Source organism: Sorangium sp. So ce296 (genome assembly GCF_051529605.1).
In the GTDB taxonomy this organism is placed as follows: domain Bacteria; phylum Myxococcota_A; class Polyangia; order Polyangiales; family Polyangiaceae; genus Sorangium; species Sorangium cellulosum_D.
Window position 1 is genome coordinate 7073278 of sequence record NZ_CP150325.1, and the last position, 18823, is coordinate 7092100.

An 18823-nucleotide genomic window follows, 5' to 3' on the forward strand; every position below is an offset into this window, starting at 1 on the left:
TGTCGGCGGGCGTCCCCCCACCGGGCGCTGCATGTCGGCGGGCGTCCCCCCACGCGGCGCTGCACGCCGGCGGGCGTCCCCCCACCGGGCGCTGCACGTCGGCGGGCGTCCCCCCACCGGGCGCTGCACGTCGGCGGGCGTCCCCCCACCGGGCGCTGCACGTCGGCGGCGGTCCCCCCACCGGGCGCTGCACGCCGGCGGCGGTCCCCCCACCGGGCGCTGCACGCCGGCGGCGGTCCCCCCCGACCTGCACCGGGTCCCCGCGAGCGCTCGCCGACGCAGGGGCCGAGCCCCGCCTGCCGCGATTCGACGCATCGCACGGCGAGCGCGCCCGGAGAGCGCTCAGCGCCGCCGTCTGCCGCGCGGCGCCGGCTTGCCCCCGCCGCCGCGCGGCGCCGGCCTACCGCCGCCACGTGAAGCCGGCTTGCCCCCGCCGCGCGGCGCCGGTTTGCCCCCGCCGCCGCGCGGCCCCGGCTCGCCCCCGCCGCCACCGCGCGGCGCGGGCTTCTCCGGCGGCGCCTCCGTCGTCCGGACCACGAGCAGCGCGCGCCCGCGATCAAAGGTCGGCGTCACGCTGACGTAGCCGTTCTCGCGCGCGAAGCCCGCCATGTCGCCGCGGTGCTCATCCATGTACCGGCTGAAGCGCGTCCAGAGATCGCGCGCCTCCTCGTCCTGGAGGGGCGCACCGTCGATGGAGGCTGCGAGGTTCGATCGATCGCTCACGGGATCCTGCGCGCGTCTCGGGGTGGCGCGCCGGCAGGGCGCGCCACCCCGAGACGCGCGGCCCAAGCGTGCCCTCGCGCGCGCGGCCCGGCAAGACCGCAGCGCGCGCCGCCCCACCCCGCCGGCGCCCGGGACGCGGCGGCGAGCGCTCACTGGATCCCGTACTCCTTCAGGCGCCGGTAGAACGTCCGGCGCGGCAAGCCAACGACCTGCGCCGCCTTCACCCGGTTCCAGTTGCAGCTCGACAGCGCCACCAGGATCCGCTCGCGCTCGCTCGCCTTGTGCGCATCGAGCGACGTCTCGACGCGGAGCGGCTCGCTCGACGGCGGGGCCCGGCCGGCGCTCGCTGGAGCCCCGCCGCCGAGCGGCGCGCGCGGCGGGGGCGGGGCCTCGGCGCCGCGGAGCGACCGCGGCGCCGCGTCGGGGAGCTCGAAGTCGTCGCTCTCCAGCTCGGGGCGGTCCGACAAGACCCACGCGTTGAGCAGCACGTTCTCGAGCTGCCGCACGTTGCCGGGCCAGCTGTACGCCGACAGCCGCTTCAGCGCGGCGCGCGAGACGCTGCGGCGATCCCGGCCGTAGCGCGCGGCGAAGATCCCGAGGAAATAGTCGATGAGCAGCGGGATGTCCTCGATCCGCTGGCGCAGCGACGGGACCCGCACCTCGACGACGTGCAGCCGGTAATAGAGGTCCTCGCGGAACGTGCCGCGCGAGACCATGTCGGCGAGATCCCGGTGCGTCGCCGCGATGACCCGCGCGTCCACCGGCTCTTCGCGCGCGCCGCCGACCGGGCGGACGACCTTCTCCTGCAGCACCCGCAGCAGGCCCGCCTGCATCTTCTGCGGCATCTCCCCGATCTCATCGAGGAGGATCGTCCCGCCGGTCACCTCGCGGAAGAGCCCCTTGCGGTCGCGATCGGCGCCCGTGAACGCGCCGCGCACGTGCCCGAAGAGCTCGCTCTCCAGGAGGTGCTCCGGGATCGCGCCGCAGTTGACGCCGACGAACGGCTTCTTCGCCCGCGGGCTCGCGTTGTGGATCGTCCGCGCGACGACCTCCTTGCCCGTCCCGCTCTCGCCCGTGATGAGGATCGGGATGTCCGTGTCCTTCACCCGGTCGATCAGCGCGTACACGCGGCGCATCGCCTCGCTCGTGCCGACCAGGCCCTCGTAGCCGAAATGGCCGCGGATCACCGCGCGCGCCGAGCGCAGATCCCGCCGCGTCGCGGCGAGCTGCGCGGTGCGGTGGCCGAGGAGCTCCTCCAGCTTCGCGCGCGCGGCGCGCAGCTCCTCGTTCGCGCGCTCCAGCTCCCGGGCGCGGCGCTCGTTCTCGCCGACGAGGCGCGCGGTCTCGATCGCGATCGCCACCTGGTCGGCCAGCGCCGTCAGCGTGGGGAGCTCGGCCTCGAACTTCGCCGCCGCGCTCAGGCGCGTCTCCAGGTAGAGCGCGCCGATCACCTGCCCGCTCCGCTGCCGGATCGGCACGCAGGCGACCGACTGCAGCATGAGCTGGTGGACCGAGACGTAATCGCTCATGCGCGCGTCGTCCCGCGCGCTCGCGGTCACGACCGGCTCGCCCGTGGAGATCACCCGCTCGGCGATCGAGCTGGAGAAGCGCGCGTGCGGATCGTCCCCGGCCTGGTCGCGCGAGGCGTGGATCGAGAGATCCACCGCGCCCTCGCCCGCGGCGGGCGGCGGCTCGCCGCGCGGCGGACGCTGCAGGATGATGAACCCGCGCTCCGCCTGGAGCAGCGCGATCGCGTGATCGGTCACCTTCGCGAGCAGGCGCGTGAGGTCGTGCTCGCCCGCGATCTCCCGGTTGATCTCGAGCACCCGCGCCAGCCGGTCCTCGCCCGGCGGCGGCGCCGCGGCCTGGGACGCCGCGCCCTGCGCGGGCGCCGCGCCGGGCGCCGGCGCCGCGCCCGGCTGGGCGAACGGCACCGTGCGGCTGCTCATCAGCTCGAGCATCGCCGCCGCCCGGATCTCCTTGCGGCGCGCGTCGTTCCAGAAGACCTCCCGGAGGTCGCGCGGCAGCTTGGAGGCGATCTCCTCCAGCGTGATCAGCGCCTCCTCGCGGTCGTGGCGCGCCCGGATGAGGTGCCCGCGCTCCGTCTCGAGCTGCGCCCGCGCCTCCAGCGCGCGCCAGATCCAGTCGCGCTGGCCCGCCGCGCGCGCCGCCTCGAGCGCCTCGTCGTACGCCGCCCGGGCCCGCCGCTCGTCGCGCGCGAGCGCCGCGACGCGCCCGCGCGCGAGCGCGAGCAGCGCCCGGTGGGCGCCGGTCGTCCCGAGGCGCTCCGCCGCCACGTCGATCTCCTCGCCGAGGGCGCGCGGGTCCGCGCCGGCGCGCGCCACCGCGAAGAGCACGCGCTCGAGCCGCGCCTCGACCCCGTCGATCCGCCGGCCCATCGCCTCGTACGCCTCGGCGCACTCCAGGCAGAGCCGCTCGGCCAGCTCGAGGTCGCCGGAGCGCGCCGCGTGCTCCGCCTCGAGCGCGAGCAGCTGGGCGTGCTGCTGCGGCGCGAGATCCGCGCGCTGGGCCGCGAGCGCGTCGAGCGACACCCGGGCGCGCGCGAGCCGCCCGAGGTAGAGGTCGAGGTTCGCGAGGTTGAGGAGCGCCTGCCGGATCGTCGTCACGCGGCCCGAGCGCCGGCCCAGGTCGACGGCCGCCTCGAGGTGGCGGATGGCCGCGCCGAGGTCGCCCTGGAGCTTCGTGAGCGCGGCGAGGTTCAGGCGGGTCGTCGCGAGCGTGCCCGCGTCGCCGGCCTGCTCCGCCGCCGTGAGCGCCTCCTCGTAGACGGTCTTCGCCTCGCTGAGGCGGTCGTCCCGCTGGAGCGCGAACGCGAGCGAGACGAGCGCGACCGAGAGGATCCGCGGCTCGCCCGTGAGCCGCGCGAGCCGCACCGCGTGCTCCAGCGTGCGCTTCGCGTCCTCGTGCCGCGAGGCGAAGCTCTGCGCGAGCCCGCGCGTCGCCACCGCCTCGGCGACGATCGCCTCGGGCGAGGCGCCGAACGCGGCGGCCGTCGCGAGCTCGGGGCGCGGCTCGCCGGGGAGCTCCGCCTCGAGCTTGACCGGGCCCACCCGCTCGACGGCCTCGCCCGCGCGGCGCTCCGCCTCGCCGTAGTCGCCGGTGCGGAGCAGCGCCCGGGCCATCTGCAGCGACCAGAACGCCGCCTGCGCGCGATCGCCCGAGGCCTCGACCTGGTCCTTCGCGCGCGCGAGCTCCGCGAGCGCCCGCGCGGTGTCGCCGCGGTTCACGGCGAGCCGCGCGCGCGCGATCACCACGACGGGCGAGCCGTCGCCCTGGAGCCGGCCGAGCGCCTCCGCGGCCGCGTCGAAGTGGCCGCGGTCGAGCAGCCGGTGGATCTCCGCCGGCGGCAGCGCCGCGCCCTCGGCGCCGGCGCCGCCCGGCCCGGACGCCGCCGCCCCCGAGGCGGGGGGCGCCTCGAGCAGCCGATCGACGTCCTCGGTCGACGCGACGGGCGCGCGCGCGATGCGCGCGACGATCTCCCGGATGCGCCCGGGCCACCGGCCCGCGCGCGCGACGACGTGCGCGGCGACCGCGTCGCTCAGCGACAGGATGGTGCGCTGCACGAGCTCGCGGGCGACCTGCTCGTCGAGCGGCGCCATCTCGAAGCGCTGGAACCCGCGGGCGAAGTCGGCGGCGCGGCCGGGCGAGGGCGCGCCGGCCGCCGGGGCGCCGTCGGCGGCGCGCTCCCGCGGGTCCCCGAGCACGAGCACGAGCTTGCCGCCGGCCCTCCGGACCTCGTCGAGCCGCTCGATCTCCGCGTCGCCGAGCCGATCGGCGTCGTCGACGAGCGCCGTCACCCGGCCGAGATCGTGCGCCGACAGCTCGATCGCGAGCGCCCCGCGCGGGTCGGCCACGCGGGCCGCCTCGACCCACGCGACGGCGTACCCGCCGACCTCGAGCGACCACGCGATGCGCCGGAGCAGCGCGCTCCGCCCGGACCCGGGCGGCCCGGCGATCGAGAGCCCGGAGCCCGCGGGCAGCGCCATGATCTGCGCGAGCAGCCGGCCGGACGGCGCGTCCAGCCCCACGATCGGCCAGACCACCGCGCCCGCGCCGGCGTCGGGCTGCGCGCCCGGCTCGGCGGGCCCGGCGGGCTCCTCGCTCGGCCCGCAGGGGAGCCGCGCGGCGCGCCGGAGCGCGTTCGCGAGCTCGTCCGCGCTCGGGTAGCGCGCGTTCGGCTCCTTGGCGGTGGCCCGGTCGACGACCTCCTGGAGCGCGCCTATGACCTTCGGATCGCGCGCGCCCTCGCCCTCGCTCTGGCGGAGCGCCTCGGCGAGGGTCGCGCCGAGCGCGAACACCTCGGCGCGGACGGTGAGCGGGTCGCCCTTGAAGAGCTCGGGGGCGGCGTAGCGGGGCGTGAGGCCCACGGGCCGCGAGCCGTCGTCGCGGAACGGCGTGGCGAGGCCGAGGTCGACAAGCGTGGCGCGCCCGCCCTCGCCGACGATGATGTTCGCGGGCTTCACGTCGCCGTGCAGCAGGAGCGCGCGGTGCAGGCGCGTGAGCTGATCGGCCGCGTCGGCGATGGCCGCGAGGTTCCTGGCCAGGTCGCCCTTGCGCGCGAGCAGGTCGGCGAGGCTCGTCCCCTCGACGAGCTCGCGCACCATGAAGGGCCGCCCCGACGCGGGCAGCCGGCCGAAGCGCAGCACGCGCGGCACGCCGAGGCCCTCGACGCCCGACAGCGCCGCCGCCTCGCGGACGAGCGCGAGCACCTCCGGCTCGTCCGCGTCCTCGCCGAGCGTCTTCAGCGCGACCGCCTTGCCGGTGATCCGGTCGCGCACCGCCCACACCTCGCCGCCGCCGCCCTTTCCGAGCGTCCCGATCGGCTCATATCGCGGGGGGAACAGCGGGTGTGACGTCACGCGATCCCTCGATCAGAGGCCATATCCGGCGGACAGCCCGAAGAAGAAGCCCGTGATGGAGAACCCGGCGTCGAGCCGCGTCTGCAGCTGCTTGATCGGCTTGTACCGGAAGCTCACCTGCGGGAACGAGATCCACGGGAACACCGACGGCTTCGAGCCCCCGTTGACCCAGCTCGGCTCGCTGTAATCGCCGTAATGGTTGTTGGAGCCGTCGCAGTAGGCGCCGCCCGGGCCGCCCACGCCGGAGCACTTCCGCCACGCGCTCACGTCGTCGGGGCTCGGGTTCGACCCCGGGGCGCCCGGGTACGCCTGGGCGCGGTGGAGATCGCCGAACACGAGGCCGAGCCCGACGCCGCCGCCGACGAGGAGCGAGAAGCGGCCCTTGTCGTCGATGGGGACGTCGAAGAGGAGGTCGCTCGTGAAATAGAGGAGCTTCATGTCGCTCGACACCATTTCCCAGGCGAACTGGTCGTCGTTCTTCCCCTTGAAGAGGAAGGGATCCATCGAGTAGTCGGCGTAGGACAGCGCGAGATCGATCTCGAGCCCGTTCTTGCGCGAGGTGAACTCCGGGCCGATCATGAACACGTTCACCGTCGCGCCGCCGTCGGCGAACAGGTTGATCATGAACTTCGGGACGATGACGTTCCGGAGCCGGAGGCCGATGAACTTGTGGGCCTTGCCGTCCTTCTCGAACGGGCTGTTGTCGTCCGCGGCCTCGGGCGGCGCTTCCGGCACGTCGTCCTTCGCGGCGGGCGCCTTGTCGTCCTTGGCCTGCTCGTCCTTGGCCTGCTCGTCCGCGGCGACGGCGTCGTCCGGATTGCTGCCGCCGCCGTCCTTCGACTGCGCGCGGGCCGTCCCGGCGAAGCACACGGCGCCGAGCAACGCGGCGAGCGCGGCGGCCCTGGCAGGCACCCCGACCGCGAGCAGCCGACCCATCTTCAAGTGGTACATTGTAGGTCACCTAGCGATGCGTAAGGTCAAGGCCGGATCCGGGCACGCACGGAACGAACGCGCCGAGGCCAAGCTCCGGTTCTCCGCGCGCCCCGGTGTGCACCGGGGACCAGCCGAGGGGGAGGGTACACGAGACGCCGCGCGGTGTGACGCCCGCGGACCGCCCAAGGCAGAGCTTTTTCCACCCGGGCGTGCCCGAGCGCGCTCGCTCGCGCCCTGGCCTGGGCGGCCGTGCGACACCGGCGCTGGCGACGCCGCCGTGCCGGCGTCGCCAGCGCGCGAAACGCGTCGGCCCGAGGTTGCGCACGGCAAAATAATCCGCAATAGACGGAAAGGATGATCCTGCATCAGTCTCAGGTCGAGCAGACGGTCGACCGCGATGAGCGGGACAGGTTCATCAAGGAGCTCGTGGTGGTGCGGGTCCGCAGCACGGCGGTCGAGGTCGCGCCGGCGAGCCGCGGGATCGAGGGGGCGCGCGCGCCGGGCGGGGAGGACCCGGTGGTCGACCGGGAGCCGGTGGTGCACGACGTGCCGCTCGCGATGATCCGGAAGCGCAGCGCGCGGCTGCGGAGCACGGTGGCGAGCGTGCTGCTGATCCACGGGTACGGCCAGAACCGGTACATCTGGCACCTGCCGTCGCGCAGCTTCTCGAACTACCTGGCGCGGGCGGGCTTCGACGTCTTCAACCTGGATCTGCGCGGGCACGGGCGGTCGCGGCACCTCGGCGCGCGGCGGCCGGGTCACGTGACCGATTTCGTCCGCGAGGACGTGCCGGCGGCGATCGAGGAGGTCCGGCGCATCTCGGGCCCGCGGCCGGTGTACCTGATCGGGCACTCGCTCGGGGGGCTCATCAGCTACGCGACGGCGCCGACGATGGGCGACGCGGTCGGCGGGATCATCACCCTCGGGAGCCCTTACCTGTTCACGCACGGGTCGCGGGTGCTCGAGCTGGTCGGTCGGCTGATGCTGACGGTCGATCAGCGGGTCCCGCTCGGGCAGGGGGCGCTGCCGCTGTCGGCGTGGGGGGAGCCGTTCCGGTTCGTGCGCGCGTTCATCGAGAGCCCGATCTTCCCGCTGCCGATCCGCGGGTTCGTCCCGGGCTCGATGGAGACCCGCGTGCTCACGCAGCACATGTCGCTCGCGATGGACAGCGGCAGCATCACGGTGCTGCGGAACATGTTCCTGGACGCGGCGGCGTCGCGGAAGAGCGGCCAGCACATGGGGAGCCTCTTCGGCTATGCCAAGGCGTTCGAGGGCCTGGATCTGCCGCTCCTCGTCGTCGCCGGCGCGCACGACGACCTCGCGCCGCCGGCGTCCGTGAAGCCGGCCTACGATTTCAGTCGGTCCTCGGACAAAACGTACCGCGAGTTCCCGCGCGGACATCTCGACATCGTGGTCGGGAGGGACGCGCCGCTCACGGTGTGGCCGCTCATCGAGGCGTGGCTGAAGACGCGCATCCGGCGCGCGGCGGCGCGGGAGCGGGAGCGGCTGAGCGCGTAGGCCGCCGCGGGCGCGCGCCGCTCCTTTGCTTCTGCGCCAGCGCGCGCGGCTCCTTTGCTATCGTGCCCGCATGGATATCGAGCTCCGGCAGATGGCGGCCGAGCAGCACGCCGAGTTCCGCCAGCCCATCCTCACCGCGTTCGGCATGCCCACGACCCCCGAGCGCCTCGAGGGCGTGAAGCGCCTCCCGGAGCTCACGTCGCGCATCGGCGCCTACGAGGGCGCGTCGGTCGTCGGGGCCGCCGGCTCGTTCGCGCTCACGATGACCACCCCGGGCGGCGCCGTGCCCGTCGCCGGGCTCACCATGGTCGCGGTGAACCCGACGCACCGCCGCCGCGGCATCCTCACGCGCCTCATCCGCCGGCACCTCGACGAGGCGCGGGCCGAGGGGCGGCCGATCTCCTCGCTCTGGGCCACGGAGGGCGGCATCTACGGCCGCTTCGGCTACGGCATCGCGTCCCAGGCGTGCTCCATCTCGATCGAGCGGGACCGCGCCGCGTTCCGCCACGAGGCGGGCGCAGAGGGGCGTGCGCGGCTGCTCGACGAGGCGGCGGCGATCGAGGCGTTCGCGCCGGTCTGGGAGCGCGCCCGCGCGTTCGCCCCCGGGATGCTCGCGCGCTCGAAGGTGTGGTGGCAGGTCCGCCGGCTCGCCGACAACGACTTCACCCGCCAGGGGGGCGGCCCGCTCCAGCGCGTCGTCATCGAGGTCGACGGGCGCGCGGAGGCGTACGCGATCTACTGCATGCACCACAAGTGGGACGCTTCCAGCATCCCGGTCGGCTCGATCCGCGTGATCGAGGCGATCGGCGCGACGCCGCTCGGGACCCGGCTCATCTGGCGCTACCTCTTCGACATCGACCTGGCGCAGCGGATCGAGGCGAGCCTCCTGCCGCCGGACCACCCGCTCGGCCTGCTCCTCGTCGAGCCGCGGCGCCTGCGCCTCACGGCGAGCGACGGGATCTGGGTGCGCATCGTGGACGTCGAGGCCGCGCTCGCGGCGCGCGCCTACGGCAGCGCCGAGGCGCTCACGCTCGAGATCGCCGACCGCGATTGCCCCTGGAACGCCGGCCGGTTCCGGCTCGACGGCGGCGAGCGGCGCGCGGCGCGGACCAGCGCGGCGCCGGACCTCCGCCTCGACGTCGCGGCGCTCGGCTCGGCGTACCTCGGCGGCGTCTCGTTCCGGTGCCTCGCCGACGCCGGCCAGGTCGAGCAGCTCTCCGAGGGCGCCGTCGAGCGCGCGGATCGGCTGTTCCGCGCCGCGCGCGCGCCGTGGTGCCCCGAGATCTTCTGAGGGCCCGCCCCCGATGACGCTCCCGCTCCGCGGCGTCTACGCGGTGACCCCGACGCGCCGCCGCCGCTTCCTGTGGGCCGCCTGGTGGACGGCCGAGCCCGCGCGCGAGCCGTTCCGCCCGCCGGACGCGAGCCAGGGCGGCGCGCGGACCGTGGAGGAGGCGAGGGCGCAGGCCGAGCGCGCCGCCGGGCGCCCGCTCGTCGAGATCGAGCCGGCGTGGGCGACGGCCTGGACGCGCATCCTGCGCGGCGAGCCCCCGTGGCCCAAGCCGCGCGCGCGGCGGGAGGCGCCCCCGCCGCCCGCGTCCGAGCCGTCGCGGCGCGCCCCGTCGCGGCCCGCGTCCGCGCGCGGCGTGTCGCCGTTCGCGGTGCTCGGCCTCCCGGAGGCGGCCGGCGCGGCCGAGGTCCGCCGGGCGTTCCGCCGGCTCGCGCTGGTCACGCACCCCGATCGCGGCGGCGACGCCGGCGAGTTCATGCGCGTCAAGTGGGCCCACGACGAGGCCATGTCCAGGGTCTCACGCCCGAAGCGCCGGGCGTAGCGCCGCGGGGCAGAGATCTCGCCAGGGATCTGCGTCGCGAGAGAGGAGAGGATTTAACGCAAAGGCGCAAAGAGCGCAAAGACGCAAAAAGCATAATAATTATTCTTTTTTTTTTGCGCCTTTGCGCCTTTGCGCCTTTGCGTTGAACTCTCCCTCTCCGGATCCCTGGCTGGACTCTTGATGGGTAGAGCTAGCGTTTCACCGCCTCCGCGACCTTCCGCGCTTCGTCGAGGAGGGGCGCGTACTCGCGGCCGAGGAGGGGGTTGTCGCGGAGCGCCCGCTCGATCACGGACCCGGCGCGCAGCGAGAGCTCCCGGCGCGGCGCCGGCTCGGGCTCCGCCTTCGCCTTCAGCAGGAGCAGCGCGCCCTGCTCGGCGCTCGCCGCGGGGAGGGCCGGGTCGATGGCCAGCGCGCGATCGATCATCGCGAGCCCGGCCTCGACCTCCGCGCGCGCGTCGACGAGGCTCGGCGCGGCCGAGGTCGCGCGCAGCCGGTGGACCTCGGCCAGGGCGCCGAAGATCCGCGCGTTCCGGTCGCTCGACCCGAGGGCCCGGAGCAGCGCGCGCTCCGCGGCGTCGAGCGGCGGCGCCGGGCTCCGGCCCCGGGACGCGAACCACCGCGCCGCGAGCAGGTCGACCTGGCCGAGCGCGAGGAGCGCCCCCGCGCTCGCGGGCCTCGCGGAGAGGACGCGCTCGACCGCGCCCCGCGCCGCGCGGAGCGCGGCCGCCGGATCCTCGCCGCGGTCGAGCGCCCACCGCGCCGCCTCGAGGCGCGCGAGGCCGGCCCCCTGCTGCGCCTCGAGATTTCCCGGGCGGAGGCGCATCGCCGCGCCGTACCCGTCGAGCGACCGCGCGAGCGAGACCTCGGGGCTCTCGCCGGCGAGCCGCTCGTACCGGCCCTGGATCAGGTAGGCGAGGGCCAGGGCGCCGTGGGCCGGGTGGCTGTCCGGGCGCAGCCGGAGCGCCGCCTCGAGGTTGTCCTTGGCGAGCTCGAGCGACTCCTCGGGCGGCGTGCCGTGATCGAGCTCGTACTGCGCCCGCTGCGCGTAGAACCAGCCCTGGTTGAGGTGCAGCGGCGCGTCGTTCGGCGCGATCTCGATCGCCCGCGCGGTGTGCGACGCGCTGAGCTCGAAGAGGGGGAGGGGGTCGGCGCCGCGGGACGCGCTGTCCTCGGCCATCATGCCGTAGGCGATGCCGGCGTCGTTCCACGCCCAGAAGGAGCTCGGGTCGAGCGCGAGCGACCGCTCCATGCTCTCGACCGCGCGCCCGAGCGAGGGCCGCACGTCGAGCCCGAGGGAGCTCTCGTGCGACGCGAGCAGGAAGATGCTCGCCCCCATCGCGCCGTGCGCGGTCGCGTCCGATGGGTCGCCCCGGACCGCCTGCTCGCTCTCGGCGATCGCCTGCACGAGGTCCGGCCGCGGATCCGCGCCGCGCGCGAGGTCGCGCCTGGCCCGGTGCACGAGGGCCCAGGCCTTCTTCGCGTGGGCGCCGCTCGCGCGCGGGTTCGCGCGGAGGGCCTTGTCGCAGCGGGCGATGATCTGCGCGAAGAGCTCGTCGGCGCCGCCGCCGCGCTGCGCCTCGATCAGCATGATCTCGCTCAAAGCGCGCGCGGCCGCCTCGTGGACGTCGGGATCGCTCTCGGCCATCTCCGCCGCGACCTCGTACGAGGCGACGGCGTCCCGGAACTCGGCGAGCGCCGCCTCGGGCTCCCCGAGGTCGCGCGCCGCCGCCCCCTTCGCGAGCAGGATGTCGCCCTCGAGCATCTTCGCCTCGTACTCCCAGGGCGATCGCGCGAACGCGCGCCGCGCGTCGGCGAGCGCCTCGTCGAAGCGCCCCTCGTAGAGCTCGATGAGCGCCGCGGTGTACGAGGACGGCTCGGCGGCCGAGCGCGCGCTGTCCCGGAGGTGCTTGAGCGCCGGGAGCCGGTGCCGCTCCTCGAGCTCGAGCTGATGCGCGGACCGCTCCCCCTTGTCGGCGAGGCGCCGCGCCCGGTCGAGCCCTTTTCTGTAGAGCATCCCGTGCACGAGGCCCGCCGCGAGCTTCGCCTCCCGCGCGGCGTACCCGCTCGCGAGCGCGGCCTCGAGGTGCGAGAGCGCCTCCTCGGGCTCGTGCAGCGCGAGGTGCCCGCGCCCGAGCGCGTAGTGGCCCGGGCCCTCGACGAGATCGCCCCCGGCGTCGCGCAGGGCCTGCATCTTCCGGTCGATCTCGCCCATGCGCGCGCGGATGACCTCCTTTTCGCGCGACACCTCGTGGAGGGGGAGCGCGTACGCGTAGCGCATGAAGAGCTCCATCTCCTTCACGTCCTGCCCGAAGCCCTGGGCCAGCGACGCCATGTGCGCCGAGCGCTCGGCCTGGCGCGCGGCGGCGAGCTTCGCGCGCAGGGCGACGGCGCCCGAGAGGGCGAGCACGAGGAGGGCCGCCGCGGCCGCCGCGACCGCGAGCTTGTGCTTCTGCGCCCGCTTCAGCGCGCGGTACGCGAGGCTCGCGGGCCGCGCGTCGATCGGCTCGCCCGCGAGGTAGCGCCCGAGATCGAGCGCGAGCATCTTCGCGGAGTCGTACCGCCGCTGGGGCTCCTTCTCGAGGCACTTCATCACGATGGTCTCGAGATCGAGCGGGATGCGCCTGTCGATCTGGCGCACCGGCACGGGCAGCTCGTTCGCCACCCGGGCGACGAGGCTCGTCACCGACGGGTCGACGAACGGCGGGCGCCCGGCGAGGATCTCGTAGAGCGTGGCGCCGAGGGAGTAGACGTCGGTGCGGCGGTCGAGCTGGCGCTGGCCGCCGGACACCTGCTCGGGCGCCATGTACGCCGGCGTCCCCTCGCCGCTGGTCGTCGCCCGGCCGTCCGCGGCGATGTCCCGCGCGAGCCCGAAATCGAGGAGGTAGGGGCGGAAGGCGCCGTCGGCCGTCCGCTCGACGAGGATGTTCGCCGGCTTGATGTCGCGGTGGATCAGCCCGAGCCGGTGGGCGGCGTGGAGTCCGTCCGCCACGTCGGCCACGATCTTCACCCGCTGCTCGAGCGACGTCTGCTGCGCCACGCGGTGGAGCGGCAGGCCGTCGATGTACTGCATGGCGATGAACGGCTGACCCTGCGCCTCGCCGACCTCGTACACCTTGCAGACGTTCGGGTGCTCGACCCGGGCCTGGGCCTGCGCTTCCCAGATGAAGCGCTGGGCGAGATCCGGGTCGTTGCCCCGGATGAGCTTGAGCGCCACGTACCGCTGGAGCCGCGGGTCCTTGGCCTTGTAGACCGTGCCCATGCCGCCCCTGCCGATGAGCGACACGCACTCGTAGCGGTCCCAGTCGCGGATGGGAAACCGGCTCGGCACGCGCGACGACGGCGGATCGACGCACGCGAACACGGTGTCCTGCGTGGCGCCCGAGCCTCCCGGCGCCGCGGAGCGCGACGGCCCGCTCTCGGGCGCGAGCGGGACGGGCCTCGACGTGGGCTCCGGGTCCGCCGGACGCGCGACCTTCGCGCTCTCCGGGCTCGCTCTCCCCGCTCGGCTCATGAACCGGACCCTCTTCAACATCGAAGGCGGAGCCCCCCGGGCTCTGGGCGCCGATCCCGCCCGAGGAGGGGCGCGACGACCGCGCGCGAGCCGCTGCACGATTCATAGCTCATCGCCCGCGAGCGCACCGACATGAACCTTCGCATCCGCACCTGCCTCGGCAGCTCCCAGCGCGATGGCCTCGACTCGTCATCTCCCGAACGCCTGGTCGCCAGCCGGTGAGCGTCTCGCCTGGGCGTGAGCTACGAGCGATGTCGTTACAGAACTGTCGTGCAACGGTAAGCTGTGGTTTATGTCCATGTCAACACCCGGGCGGCCCGAGCCCCGGTATCGTGCTGTCGTTCAGGACGGCGCGGAGGTGCGATGCTGGCCGCGGGGCGATGTCCGCGCGGCGGGCGCGCAGGTGCGGGGGGCGCGCTGCTCAGGGCGGACGCAGGAGATTGACGCGAGCGACAACGTCCGTGGCGATTTTGGTGAGGCGCACGACGTGACGCCGGGGTGGGTCCAGATGCGATGCTGCGGATGGGCCCGCTTCCGGGGCGCTCAATACTTGACGGTGCAGCCGAACGCCTCGGTCTCTTTCGTGGAGACCGGCTTTCCGGCGGTGAGCTCGGCGAGCGCCGCGTCGACGTAGTTGGTGACCTGCTCGTCCGGCTCGGGCTCACCTCCCTTGGTGCTGTCGATGGCGCCCGCGTAGACGAGCGTGCCCTGCGGGTCGATGACGTACATATGCGGTGTGCGCTGGGCGCCGTACGCGCGCCCGACATCGCCCTTCTCGTCGATGAGGAGCGGGTAGCTCATCCCGAACTCCTGCTTTGCTTTCACGTTCTCCTCCCGGGTGGTGCCCTGCTTGCCCGGAGCGCCCGAGTTGATGGCGAGCCACACGACGCCCTTCTGGATGTGCTGCGCCGGCACGCCCTTCAGGCCGCCCTTCCTGTGGGAGAGCTGCACGAACGGGCAACCGGGGTTGAACCACTCGAGCACGACCGTCTTGCCCTTGTAGTCGGCCAGCTTGACGGGCTTCCCGTCGAGGTCCGGCAGCGTGAAATCGGGCGCGGGCTGGCCGATCTTCGCCTGGGTCGCCGGCGCCTGGGCCGCCTTCGCCTCCGCGGGCTTCGCCTCGGCGGCCTTGGCGGGCTGCGCCGCCGCGGCGCCGTTCGCCGCCGGCGCGCTGGGCTCGCCGGGCTGAGTGCACGCCGCGAGCGCCGCGGCGAGGAAGGTCAGGGGAATGAGCTTGTGCATGCCGAGACGCTTACCACGCCCCGCGATGAGCGCATGCGTCAGGGGAACTCCGGCCAGCGATCTCCCGTCGCCCACCGGTACCGCAAGCCGAGCTGCCCGAGATCCGCGCCCAGCAGGCCGAGCCGATCGGGCGTCGCCGCCACCACCATCGCCGTCCCCACCGCGTCCAGGTGGTGTGTCAGCGCGATGGCCAGCATCGGGCCGACGCGCACGACGACGCTGCCGCGGCCGGGGTTGCCGATCACCTCGGCGGCGGCGCCGAACCGGAGCTCGCCGAACTTGTCCATCTCCCCCATGAACCCGAGCCGCGCGCGGTAGAGGTACGGCGGCTTCATCACCGTGTGGAGCGCCTCTTCGTAGAGGTAGAACCCCTCGGGCGCGCCGAGCACCGCGTAGCCCGTGGCCACGCCGAACAGGCTGCCTCCGAGCAGGGGTATCGAGCCCGACACCTCGATCTCCCCCGCGACGTAGCGCGACAGGGGACCCTGCATGAGCTCGGTCTCCCTGCGCGTGTACGACGCCCGGGGCTCGAGGAAATACTGGCTCGCCGAGAAGGCGTATCGCGCGCCGCCGCGGATCTCCACGCTGGGCAGCGCCGCGCGGAGGCCGACGTACTCCGCGCCGCCGCTCGGCGACACGCTCGCGTAGCCCTCGATCCCGAGCCAGGACCAGTGCGGCTTGCCGTAACCGAGCGCGAGGCTCGGCCGGTAATAGATGACGCCGAGCTCCAGCACCGCGGAGACGAACGGGCGCGCGCCCGCGCTCCGCGCCCAGTACGAGCGCTTCTGGAGCAGGTCGACCCCCGAGGACACCGGCGGCGCATCGGCGGCGGGCGGCGGCAGGTCGGCCGGGTCCTGGGCGCGGGCCCCGGCGGGCGCGAGGGCGAGCGCGGCGAGCGCGGCGGCGGCGGCGAGCGTGCGGCGCAGCGCCATCGCTAGAACCTGCCCACGAGGTACCCGCCGAGCGGCGCGGGCACGAAGCGGATCGAGACGCCGTCCCCGCGCGGCGCGCGCGCCGACGTCGAGGCCGGGGCGCCGCCGCGGTAGTGCAGGAGCCACGGGAGCCCGAGGCCCGTGAGGGCGCCGACGGCCGCGCCGGTGAGCGCGTCGGTCGCGAAATGCTGGTCCGAGACGACCCGCAGCGTCGCCACGGCGGTCGCGGTGCCGAGCGACGCGGCGCACGCGAGCGCGTCGGGCGCGCCGCCTCCGTACAGGGGCAGGTGCGCGTGGTGCGAGCACACGAGGCCCGCCGCCGTGAACGCGGTCGAGCTGTGGCCGCTGAAGAAGCTCCGGTAGCGCTTGCTCCCCCGGCAGTCGTGGTCCTGCTGCTCCTCCGGCCCGGTGCACCCGGCGCGGTAGGGGCGCTCGCGGCTCGTGAGCCCCGCGACGACGCCGTTCAGCGCCGCGTTGAACGCGAGCGCCTCGATGTCGATCATCGCGATCTCCCACGCGACGCTGCCGCGCCCGTGCCCCCACCAGGTCACCAGCAGGGCGTCCACCGCGAGGTGGTTGGTCATCAGCGTGAGCAGGAGATCGCTCGCGTCCCGCGCCGTCTCGCGCTGGCGATCGCTCCGGATGCGGAGCGCCTCTCGCGCCGAGCCGTCGAAGCCGTTCACGGTCGTCCACCGGCCCTCCGAGGGCGGGATGGCCAGCGTCCCGAAGGCGGTCGCGGCCAGGAGGCCCGTGGCCACGTACTCGCTCACGCGGAAGCGCGGCCAGCGCGGGTCCCACGCGACCTCGCGCCGCGCGCGCTCCGGCGGCGCCGCGGTCGTCCATGCGGCCGCCGCGGCGCCGGGCGCCGCCGGGGCCGGCTCGGCCCGCGCCGCGCCGGGCGTCGCCGGGGCCGGCTCGGCCTGCGCCGCCGCCGCGCCGAGCGCCGCCGCCGCGGCGAGCGCGCCGGCGGCGGACCGTAGGGCAGCGGTGCACCTCAAGGGGCGGACCGCGCGATCAGAAGTCGGGGTGGCCGATGACGAGGAACTCCAGCGGCCCGGCGCCCGCGTTGCGCAGCCCGTGGTGCACGTTCTTGTCGACGTGCATCATCTGGCCGGGGCCGAGCGGCACCTCGCGGTCGCCGACGATGCCGAGCGCCTTGCCGGACAGAATGTAGATGGTCTCGCTCGTCTCGGTGTGGAGCTCGCGCGAGATCTCGCAGCCGGGGTCCATCGTGCCCTTGTAGAAGCCGAAGGCCTGCCCGAGCCCCTTCCCCAGCAGCTGCGCGAAGAAGACGCCTCTGTTGGGCAAATACTCGGTGGCGTCTTCGTCGGCCGCGGTCAGCACCACGGCCCCGTCGATCTGCTGCCTCATGGCGATCCTCCTCCTCGGCGAGTGAAGCTGCTGGAGAATCCATCAGTTACAGAAGCGTGCGGCGTCCTGTCAACGGCGCTCCTCGCGAGGAGCGCGACGGTGACGATGGCATTTCAGAACGGCAACACCACGCTCGCGGCGGCGCGGAGCTCGTAGCTGAACGACATCGTCTTCAGCCCCTTCGGCGGCAGCTCGACGCGGCCGCGGAGGAAGCCGTCCTCCTCGTCGAGCGTCCAGCCGGGGGCCTCGCCGAGCGCGATCTCGACGTCGGCCACCTCGCTGACCGGGATCCGCTCGGTGACCAGCACCCGCTTCACGTCGCTGGAGAGGTTGGAGAGCGAGAGCTTCACGCGCCGGCGGATCTTGCGGCTGCCGGTGATCGCCGAGGTGTCCTGCTCCTCGTCCACGGTGCGCCGCACGCGCACCGCGTCGTCCACGCCGAAGCCGAGCTCGAACGGCTCCCCGGCGCCGACGAAGTCGAGCCGGGCGCGGCCGATGAGGCTGCCGCCGCGCGCGACCTTGACCGGGCCCGCGAGCAGCGGGCGCGGCCGCCCGCCGGCGCCGCCGCCGTCCAGCGTCACGGTCGCGCGCAGGTGCGCCGCGGGGTGGGCCTCGGGGTACAGCACGAGCGCGAGCTCGGCCGGCAGCGCGCGCCGCGCGATCTCGATGCGCGTCGGGCGGCCGTCGGAGGGCAGGGTCACCGGCTCCGCCGCCTCGAAGATCAGCGGCTCGCCCCCGTCGTCCACGCCCGGCATCTCGTCGACCGCCCGCGCCCCGCGGCCGAGCCCGGCCGTGGCGATGGCCTGGTCGCGCGCCTCGACGACGACGCGGCGGCGGTCGACCTCCGCCCTGCGCCGCGCGCGGAGGACGTCGTCCGCGAGCAGCGGCGCCTCGGCGCTCCGCGACGGCCGCGCGGTCGAGAAGCGCGCGGTGACATTCTCCCAGGCCTCGCCCGTCGCCTGCCACGCCGCGGCCCAGGTGGTGAGCTCGACCGAGCCGCCGGCGCCCTGCGCCCCGGCGCCGCCCGCGCCGCCCGCGGTCGCGCCGGCTGCAGCGGCGCCCGCGGGAGCGACCGAGAGCCGCGCCAGGTGCTCGGGGCGCCAGATCGCGCACGCGACGCGGTACGTCAGCTCGATCTCGACCGGCTGCGGCGCGGGCGCGTGCACCTCGACCTCGACCACCGCCTCGTAGCGCGGCTGCTCGATCGACCCCTCGCGCAGCCGCGCCGCGGCGCGCCGGGCGTCGTCCTCGGCGTGCGCCCGCGCCGCGCGCGCGTCGGCCGACGCGCCGAGGGCCTCGGCCAGCGCCGCGTGCAGGGCCTCGACGCCGGCGCGCCACGAGGCGAGCCGCGCGGGCTCGCCGGCGTCCTTCGGGACCTCGCCCATCGCCTGCGACCACTTCGCCAGCAGCTGGTCGAGGTGCGCCTCGCGGCGCGACGCCCGGTCCCGCGCCCGCTCGGCGGCGCCGGCCCGGCGGGACGCCTCTCGCTGCTCGCGCTCCAGCGCGTCGATCGCCTCGCGCCCGAGCGCCGCCTCCCGGTGCGCCCTCCACCGCACGCGCGCCGCCGTCACCCGGACCGCGCCCTCGGCGCCCGCGCCCGCGACGCGCGCCTGCACGGTGCGCTCGTCGACGAACACCGACACCCCGCCGATCGCGATCCACTGCGCCCCGGCCCCGACCTCGACGCGCGCGGCGCGCACGACCTCGGCGCGATCCTCGAACAGCGTCACCACGCGCGCGGCGCTCGGGTGAGGCGCCCCGTCGGCGGCGCCCGCTGCGCCGGCGATCGCGCCGCCCTCGGCCCCGCCGCCAGCGTCCCCTCCGCCGGCGCTCCCCTCCGCCCGGTCCGAACCGATCGCACTCGTTGCCGTCGCCATGGCGCGC

The 18823-nt window shown here is 75.1% G+C and carries 12 protein-coding genes; 3 read left to right on the forward strand and 9 right to left on the reverse strand.

What is annotated here, in order from left to right; translation table 11 throughout:
• Positions 1-342: 342 nt before the first annotated feature.
• The 3 genes from WME98_RS26315 to WME98_RS26325 form a co-directional block, all read right to left on the reverse strand.
• Positions 343-723, reverse strand: coding sequence for a hypothetical protein (locus WME98_RS26315; RefSeq protein WP_437953801.1), 381 nt, complete (start codon positions 721-723; stop codon positions 343-345).
• A gap of 149 nt (positions 724-872) precedes the next feature.
• On the reverse strand, positions 873-5603 hold the full coding sequence (locus WME98_RS26320) for a sigma 54-interacting transcriptional regulator (protein ID WP_437953802.1): 4731 nt from the start codon (positions 5601-5603) through the stop codon (positions 873-875).
• A gap of 12 nt (positions 5604-5615) precedes the next feature.
• Complete coding sequence (locus tag WME98_RS26325; protein WP_437953803.1) at positions 5616-6554, reverse strand: hypothetical protein; 939 nt, start codon at positions 6552-6554, stop codon at positions 5616-5618.
• Between the two features lie 336 nt (positions 6555-6890).
• On the opposite strand from WME98_RS26325, the gene WME98_RS26330 reads away from it, so the two are divergent.
• The 3 genes from WME98_RS26330 to WME98_RS26340 all read left to right on the forward strand — a co-directional run bounded on the left by WME98_RS26330 (position 6891) and on the right by WME98_RS26340 (position 9883).
• Complete coding sequence (locus tag WME98_RS26330) at positions 6891-8054, forward strand: alpha/beta hydrolase (RefSeq protein ID WP_437953804.1); 1164 nt, start codon at positions 6891-6893, stop codon at positions 8052-8054.
• 70 nt (positions 8055-8124) lie between these two features.
• Entirely contained in the window at positions 8125-9345 is a 1221-nt protein-coding gene (locus WME98_RS26335) for a GNAT family N-acetyltransferase (protein ID WP_437953805.1), read from the forward strand.
• Positions 9346-9358: 13 nt separating this feature from the next.
• Entirely contained in the window at positions 9359-9883 is a 525-nt protein-coding gene (locus WME98_RS26340) for a J domain-containing protein (RefSeq protein ID WP_437317717.1), read from the forward strand.
• 190 nt (positions 9884-10073) lie between these two features.
• On the opposite strand, the gene WME98_RS26345 is transcribed toward WME98_RS26340, so the two are convergent.
• From WME98_RS26345 to WME98_RS26370, 6 genes are all read right to left on the reverse strand, one after another.
• Positions 10074-13394, reverse strand: a complete 3321-nt coding sequence (locus tag WME98_RS26345; RefSeq protein WP_437953806.1) for a protein kinase domain-containing protein — start codon at positions 13392-13394, stop codon at positions 10074-10076.
• Positions 13395-13937: 543 nt separating this feature from the next.
• Positions 13938-14636: a thioredoxin family protein gene (locus WME98_RS26350; protein ID WP_061624571.1), complete on the reverse strand. Its 699-nt coding sequence runs from the start codon at positions 14634-14636 to the stop codon at positions 13938-13940.
• A gap of 38 nt (positions 14637-14674) precedes the next feature.
• The gene (locus WME98_RS26355; protein WP_437953807.1) at positions 14675-15568 is read right to left on the reverse strand and encodes a hypothetical protein; all 894 of its coding nucleotides are present in this window, start codon (positions 15566-15568) and stop codon (positions 14675-14677) included.
• 2 nt (positions 15569-15570) lie between these two features.
• A complete protein-coding gene (locus WME98_RS26360) occupies positions 15571-16566 on the reverse strand; it encodes a phosphatase PAP2 family protein (protein WP_437953808.1) in 996 nt (331 codons plus the stop codon).
• A gap of 16 nt (positions 16567-16582) precedes the next feature.
• Positions 16583-16939 carry a cupin domain-containing protein gene (locus tag WME98_RS26365; protein WP_437953809.1) on the reverse strand — a complete coding sequence of 119 codons (357 nt, stop codon included), beginning with the start codon at positions 16937-16939 and terminating at the stop codon, positions 16583-16585.
• A gap of 113 nt (positions 16940-17052) precedes the next feature.
• Positions 17053-18816 carry a DUF4139 domain-containing protein gene (locus WME98_RS26370; protein WP_437953810.1) on the reverse strand — a complete coding sequence of 588 codons (1764 nt, stop codon included), beginning with the start codon at positions 18814-18816 and terminating at the stop codon, positions 17053-17055.
• Between the last annotated feature and the right edge of the window lie 7 nt (positions 18817-18823).